Origin of the sequence: Christiangramia aquimixticola, from assembly GCF_048285835.1 — a bacterium.
GTDB classification, from domain to species: domain Bacteria; phylum Bacteroidota; class Bacteroidia; order Flavobacteriales; family Flavobacteriaceae; genus Christiangramia; species Christiangramia aquimixticola.
On sequence record NZ_JBLVTL010000090.1, the window covers coordinates 1 to 346 of the forward strand.

Genomic DNA, 346 nt, shown 5'->3' on the forward strand with positions numbered 1-346 from the left:
TTGATATTCTTTTTCAAAGTATTCCAATACTTGGAGCTTGAGCAATTTCTCCTGTTCCAGCAAGTCGAAATGTGGCAGTTCATTTACCAGTTTCCAATGCGGCCAACCCTCTTGGTCTACATAGTCTAGTTCATAGAATCCGGCATAACTCAAAACTTTACAAACGGCAATGTGCATCAAGTCCTGCTTTTGCTCTTTGGAAAAGGTACGAGTTCCCTGACCCAATTCTTGTACTCCTATCAAGAAGAGTACGCCATTTAGATCATTGGGTTTTTTACCTATGGTATCCTTAAGCCCGTCCAAAAGCTTTGACCAACGTTTCTCAAGATCCAAATCTCGTTTAAAC

The 346-nt window shown here is 40.8% G+C and carries 1 protein-coding gene; it reads right to left on the minus strand.

Annotated elements, in window-relative coordinates; translation table 11 throughout:
* Positions 1-346: hypothetical protein (locus ACNKXV_RS13640; RefSeq protein WP_417908271.1), on the minus strand; the 346-nt coding region annotated here is incomplete at both ends.